3 rRNA genes are annotated in these 5,622 nt (G+C 54.5%); all 3 read right to left on the bottom strand.

Annotated features, from left to right (window positions below):
• Positions 1 to 35 precede the first annotated feature (35 nt).
• Positions 36 to 152 (bottom strand): 5S ribosomal RNA (gene rrf, locus ASL10_RS15375).
• Between the two features lie 160 nt (positions 153 to 312).
• A 23S ribosomal RNA gene (locus ASL10_RS15370) occupies positions 313 to 3,435 on the bottom strand.
• Positions 3,436 to 3,903: 468 nt separating this feature from the next.
• Positions 3,904 to 5,423: ribosomal RNA gene (locus tag ASL10_RS15365) — 16S ribosomal RNA — on the bottom strand.
• Together the 16S, 23S and 5S rRNA genes form the textbook arrangement of a ribosomal RNA operon.
• Positions 5,424 to 5,622: the final 199 nt, after the last annotated feature.

The raw sequence follows: 5,622 nt of genomic DNA, 5'->3' as shown, positions 1-5,622 counted from the left end.
TTCTGGTGTTTCGTGTGCTGTTCGCACTAAAAGGAGTCCGGCGGTGTCCTACTCTCCCACAAGGTCCCCCTTGCAGTACCATCGGCGCTGAGAGTCTTAGCTTCCGGGTTCGGAATGTGACCGGGCGTTTCCCTCTCGCTATGGCCGCCGAAACATTTACCACACACCATCACTGGTGGTGAAGTCTGTTTCAGACCATGCACCCCATCCGTTACAGATGTGGCGACTTGTCTGTTGAGTTGTTCCCGACCGTATTTCGGGAACCACATAGTGGACGCAAGCAGCTTTCCCCCACCTCTACAGGGAGGGAGTGTTGTCAAGTTATCGGCTTATTAGTACCGGTCAGCTCCATGGGTCGTTAGTCCCCACTTCCACATCCGGCCTATCAACCCAGTAGTCTAGCTGGGAGCCTCTCACCCCTAAGGGTATGGAAATCTCATCTCGAAGCCGGCTTCCCGCTTAGATGCTTTCAGCGGTTATCCGTTCCGAACGTAGCTAATCAGCGGTGCCCTTGGCAGAACAACTGACACACCAGAGGTTCGTCCATCCCGGTCCTCTCGTACTAGGGATAGATCTTCTCAAATTTCCTACGCGCGCAGCGGATAGGGACCGAACTGTCTCACGACGTTCTAAACCCAGCTCGCGTACCGCTTTAATGGGCGAACAGCCCAACCCTTGGGACCTACTCCAGCCCCAGGATGCGACGAGCCGACATCGAGGTGCCAAACCATGCCGTCGATATGGACTCTTGGGCAAGATCAGCCTGTTATCCCCGAGGTACCTTTTATCCGTTGAGCGACAGCGCTTCCACAAGCCACTGCCGGATCACTAGTCCCGACTTTCGTCCCTGCTCGACTTGTCAGTCTCACAGTCAAGCTCCCTTGTGCACTTACACTCGACACCTGATTGCCAACCAGGTTGAGGGAACCTTTGGGCGCCTCCGTTACTTTTTGGGAGGCAACCGCCCCAGTTAAACTACCCACCAGGCACTGTCCCAGAACCGGATCACGGTTCGTAGTTAGATATCCAAAGTGACCAGAGTGGTATTTCAACAATGACTCCACCTGAACTAGCGTCCAAGCTTCACAGTCTCCCACCTATCCTACACAAGCCACTCCGAACACCAATACCAAGCTGTAGTAAAGGTCACGGGGTCTTTCCGTCCTGCTGCGCGTAACGAGCATCTTTACTCGTAGTGCAATTTCGCCGAGTTCGCGGTTGAGACAGCTGGGAAGTCGTTACGCCATTCGTGCAGGTCGGAACTTACCCGACAAGGAATTTCGCTACCTTAGGATGGTTATAGTTACCACCGCCGTTTACTGGGGCTTAAATTCTGAGCTTCGCTTGCGCTAACCCTTCCTCTTAACCTTCCAGCACCGGGCAGGCGTCAGTCCGTATACATCGTCTTGCGACTTGGCACGGACCTGTGTTTTTAGTAAACAGTCGCTTCCCACTGGTCTCTGCGGCCTTTCCCGCTCCGGGAGTAAATCCCATCACGGTTCCGGCCCCCCTTCTCCCGAAGTTACGGGGGCATTTTGCCGAGTTCCTTAACCACGATTCTCTCGATCTCCTTGGTATTCTCTACCTGACCACCTGAGTCGGTTTGGGGTACGGGCGGCTTGAACCTCACGTCGATGCTTTTCTCGGCAGCATAGGATCACTGATTTCCCCCAATCGGGGTACGCATCGGATCTCAGGCGCATTGACGACGGATTTGCCTATCGTCAGCCCTACATCCTTACACCAGGTTCACCTTACGGATACCATCGCCTGGCTCAGCTACCTTCCTGCGTCACACCTGTTAATACGTTAACCGCACCAGCATGGGGTCGAGCGTTAGACCGGCCGGCATCACCCCGAAGGGATCCACTCAGCCGGGTTAGGACTCTTAGCACCACTGGATTAGCTTGGGCGGTTCTTCGCCGGTACGGGAATATCAACCCGTTGTCCATCGACTACGCCTGTCGGCCTCGCCTTAGGTCCCGACTTACCCAGGGCGGATTAACCTGGCCCTGGAACCCTTGGTCTTTCGGAGGACGGGTTTCTCACCCGTCTTTCGCTACTCATGCCTGCATTCTCACTCGTGTGGCCTCCACGGCTGGTTTACACCGCCGCTTCACTGGCCACACGACGCTCTCCTACCACTCCGTACGACTGAACCACGAAGGCTTGTCTATAATACGAAATCTACAACTTCGGTGGTGTGCTTGAGCCCCGTTACATTGTCGGCGCGGAATCACTTGACCAGTGAGCTATTACGCACTCTTTCAAGGGTGGCTGCTTCTAAGCCAACCTCCTGGTTGTCTATGCAACTCCACATCCTTTCCCACTTAGCACACGCTTAGGGACCTTAGTTGGTAGTCTGGGTTGTTTCCCTCTCGACGATGAAGCTTATCCCCCACCGTCTCACTGCTGCGCTCTCACTTACCGGCATTCGGAGTTTGGCTGACGTCAGTAAGCTTTTGGGCCCCATCGGCCATCCAGTAGCTCTACCTCCGGCAAGAAACACGCAACGCTGCACCTAAATGCATTTCGGAGAGAACCAGCTATCACGAAGTTTGATTGGCCTTTCACCCCTATCCACAGCTCATCCCCTCAGTTTTCAACCTAAGTGGGTTCGGTCCTCCACGACGTCTTACCGTCGCTTCAACCTGGCCATGGATAGATCACTTCGCTTCGGGTCTAGGACATGCGACTGGATCGCCCTATTAAGACTCGCTTTCGCTACGGCTACCCCACACGGGTTAACCTCGCCACATATCGCTAACTCGCAGGCTCATTCTTCAAAAGGCACGCTGTCACCCCTACAAGGAGGCTCCAACGGTTTGTAAGCAAACGGTTTCAGGTACTATTTCACTCCCCTCCCGGGGTACTTTTCACCTTTCCCTCACGGTACTTGTCCGCTATCGGTCATCTGGGAGTATTTAGGCTTATCAGGTGGTCCTGACAGATTCACACGGGATTTCTCGGGCCCCGAGCTACTTGGGATCCCCATTCAGCCAGCGCCAGCATTTCGGCTACGGGGTTCGCACCCTCTATGACCAGCCATTCAAAGCTGTTCGCCTATACTGCGCTGTAACTGTTCCTGTCCGGCAGAACAGGACAACGGGTCCCACAACCCCGACCATGCAACGACCGCCGTCTATCACACATGACCGGTTTAGCCTCTTCCGATTTCGCTCGCCACTACTGACGGAATCACTGTTGTTTTCTCTTCCTGTGGGTACTGAGATGTTTCACTTCCCCACGTTCCCTCTACCCGCCCTATATATTCAGGCGGGAGTCACCAGACATAACGCCTGGCGGGGTTTCCCCATTCGGAAATCCTCGGATCAGGGCTCGATTATCAGCTCCCCGAGGCTTATCGCAGATTTCTACGTCCTTCTTCGGCTCCAGATGCCAAGGCATCCACCGTTTGCTCTTAGAAACTTGACCACAAAGTTGCTGCCAGCCAAAGACTGACAGCTCAGTGTTATCTCATTCGCCAACCACACCCAAAGGGCGGATTGGTCTAAGAAATTGCACTTAGTATCACAAACAACAACCAACCCGAAGGCCGGCCCTGCTTGCGACTAAGATGCTCGCGTCCACTGTGTAGTTCTCAAAATACGGGCGGCACCATGATCACCCTGCGATTGATGCAGGACTTTCATGGCCCAGAGGAAAAACCCCCACACTCAAAGCATGGGTGCTTGGTCCCTCAGGACCCAACAGCGTGCACGCCCCCCACCTCGAACACCCTCACCTTCCAGACACCCGAAGGTGCCGTACTAGCGCTGATGCTCTCCGCGAAGAGCCATTGTCAATGTTCCACCCATGAGCGCCGGCCGAAGACATTCGCTTCGAAACCGACTTGACTCGTTGACCCCCGTGTATACCGCGGGGCGAGTACATGCTCCTTAGAAAGGAGGTGATCCAGCCGCACCTTCCGGTACGGCTACCTTGTTACGACTTAGTCCTAATCACCGATCCCACCTTCGACAGCTCCATCCACAAGGGTTAGGCCACTGGCTTCGGGTGTTACCGACTTTCATGACTTGACGGGCGGTGTGTACAAGGCCCGGGAACGTATTCACCGCAGCGTTGCTGATCTGCGATTACTAGCGACTCCGACTTCATGAGGTCGAGTTGCAGACCTCAATCCGAACTGAGACCGGCTTTTTGGGATTCGCTCCACCTTACGGTATCGCAGCCCTTTGTACCGGCCATTGTAGCATGCGTGAAGCCCAAGACATAAGGGGCATGATGATTTGACGTCATCCCCACCTTCCTCCGAGTTGACCCCGGCAGTCTCCTATGAGTTCCCACCATAACGTGCTGGCAACATAGAACGAGGGTTGCGCTCGTTGCGGGACTTAACCCAACATCTCACGACACGAGCTGACGACAACCATGCACCACCTGTATACCGACCTTGCGGGGCGACCATCTCTGGACGTTTCCGGTATATGTCAAGCCTTGGTAAGGTTCTTCGCGTTGCATCGAATTAATCCGCATGCTCCGCCGCTTGTGCGGGCCCCCGTCAATTCCTTTGAGTTTTAGCCTTGCGGCCGTACTCCCCAGGCGGGGAACTTAATGCGTTAGCTGCGACACGGAGACCGTGGAATGGCCCCCACATCTAGTTCCCAACGTTTACGGCATGGACTACCAGGGTATCTAATCCTGTTCGCTCCCCATGCTTTCGCTCCTCAGCGTCAGTTACGGCCCAGAGATCTGCCTTCGCCATCGGTGTTCCTCCTGATATCTGCGCATTCCACCGCTACACCAGGAATTCCAATCTCCCCTACCGCACTCTAGTCTGCCCGTACCCACTGCAGGCTGGGGGTTGAGCCCCCAGATTTCACAGCAGACGCGACAAACCGCCTACGAGCTCTTTACGCCCAATAATTCCGGACAACGCTTGCACCCTACGTATTACCGCGGCTGCTGGCACGTAGTTAGCCGGTGCTTTTTCTGCAGGTACCGTCACTTTCGCTTCTTCCCTACTAAAAGAGGTTTACAACCCGAAGGCCGTCATCCCTCACGCGGCGTTGCTGCATCAGGCTTTCGCCCATTGTGCAATATTCCCCACTGCTGCCTCCCGTAGGAGTCTGGGCCGTGTCTCAGTCCCAGTGTGGCCGGTCACCCTCTCAGGCCGGCTACCCGTCGTCGCCTTGGTGAGCCATTACCTCACCAACTAGCTGATAGGCCGCGAGTCCATCCTTGACCAAAATTCTTTCCAACTCCTAGCCATGCGGCTGAAGCTCGTATCCGGTATTAGACGCCATTTCTAGCGCTTATCCCAGAGTCAAGGGCAGGTTACTCACGTGTTACTCACCCGTTCGCCACTAATCCCTGGAGCAAGCTCCAGTTCATCGTTCGACTTGCATGTGTTAAGCACGCCGCCAGCGTTCGTCCTGAGCCAGGATCAAACTCTCCGTAAAAGAAAAAACAGCACAACCGGAATAGGCCATGACTGCTGAATTTGATGCTGACTAAAGAACAAAACAATCTGACGATTGTTGTTGTCCATCAATCTCAAAGAAACCTAAACACCACTCACAACCCCACCAAAGATGAAGCCACAAGCAATGCCAGGGTATAATTTGGCATTTGACAATGTGCACGCTGTTGAGTTCTCAA

Origin of the sequence: Frigoribacterium sp. Leaf8 (assembly GCF_001421165.1) — a bacterium.
GTDB lineage: Bacteria > Actinomycetota > Actinomycetes > Actinomycetales > Microbacteriaceae > Frigoribacterium.
This window is presented reverse-complemented; position numbering and strand designations above follow the sequence as displayed.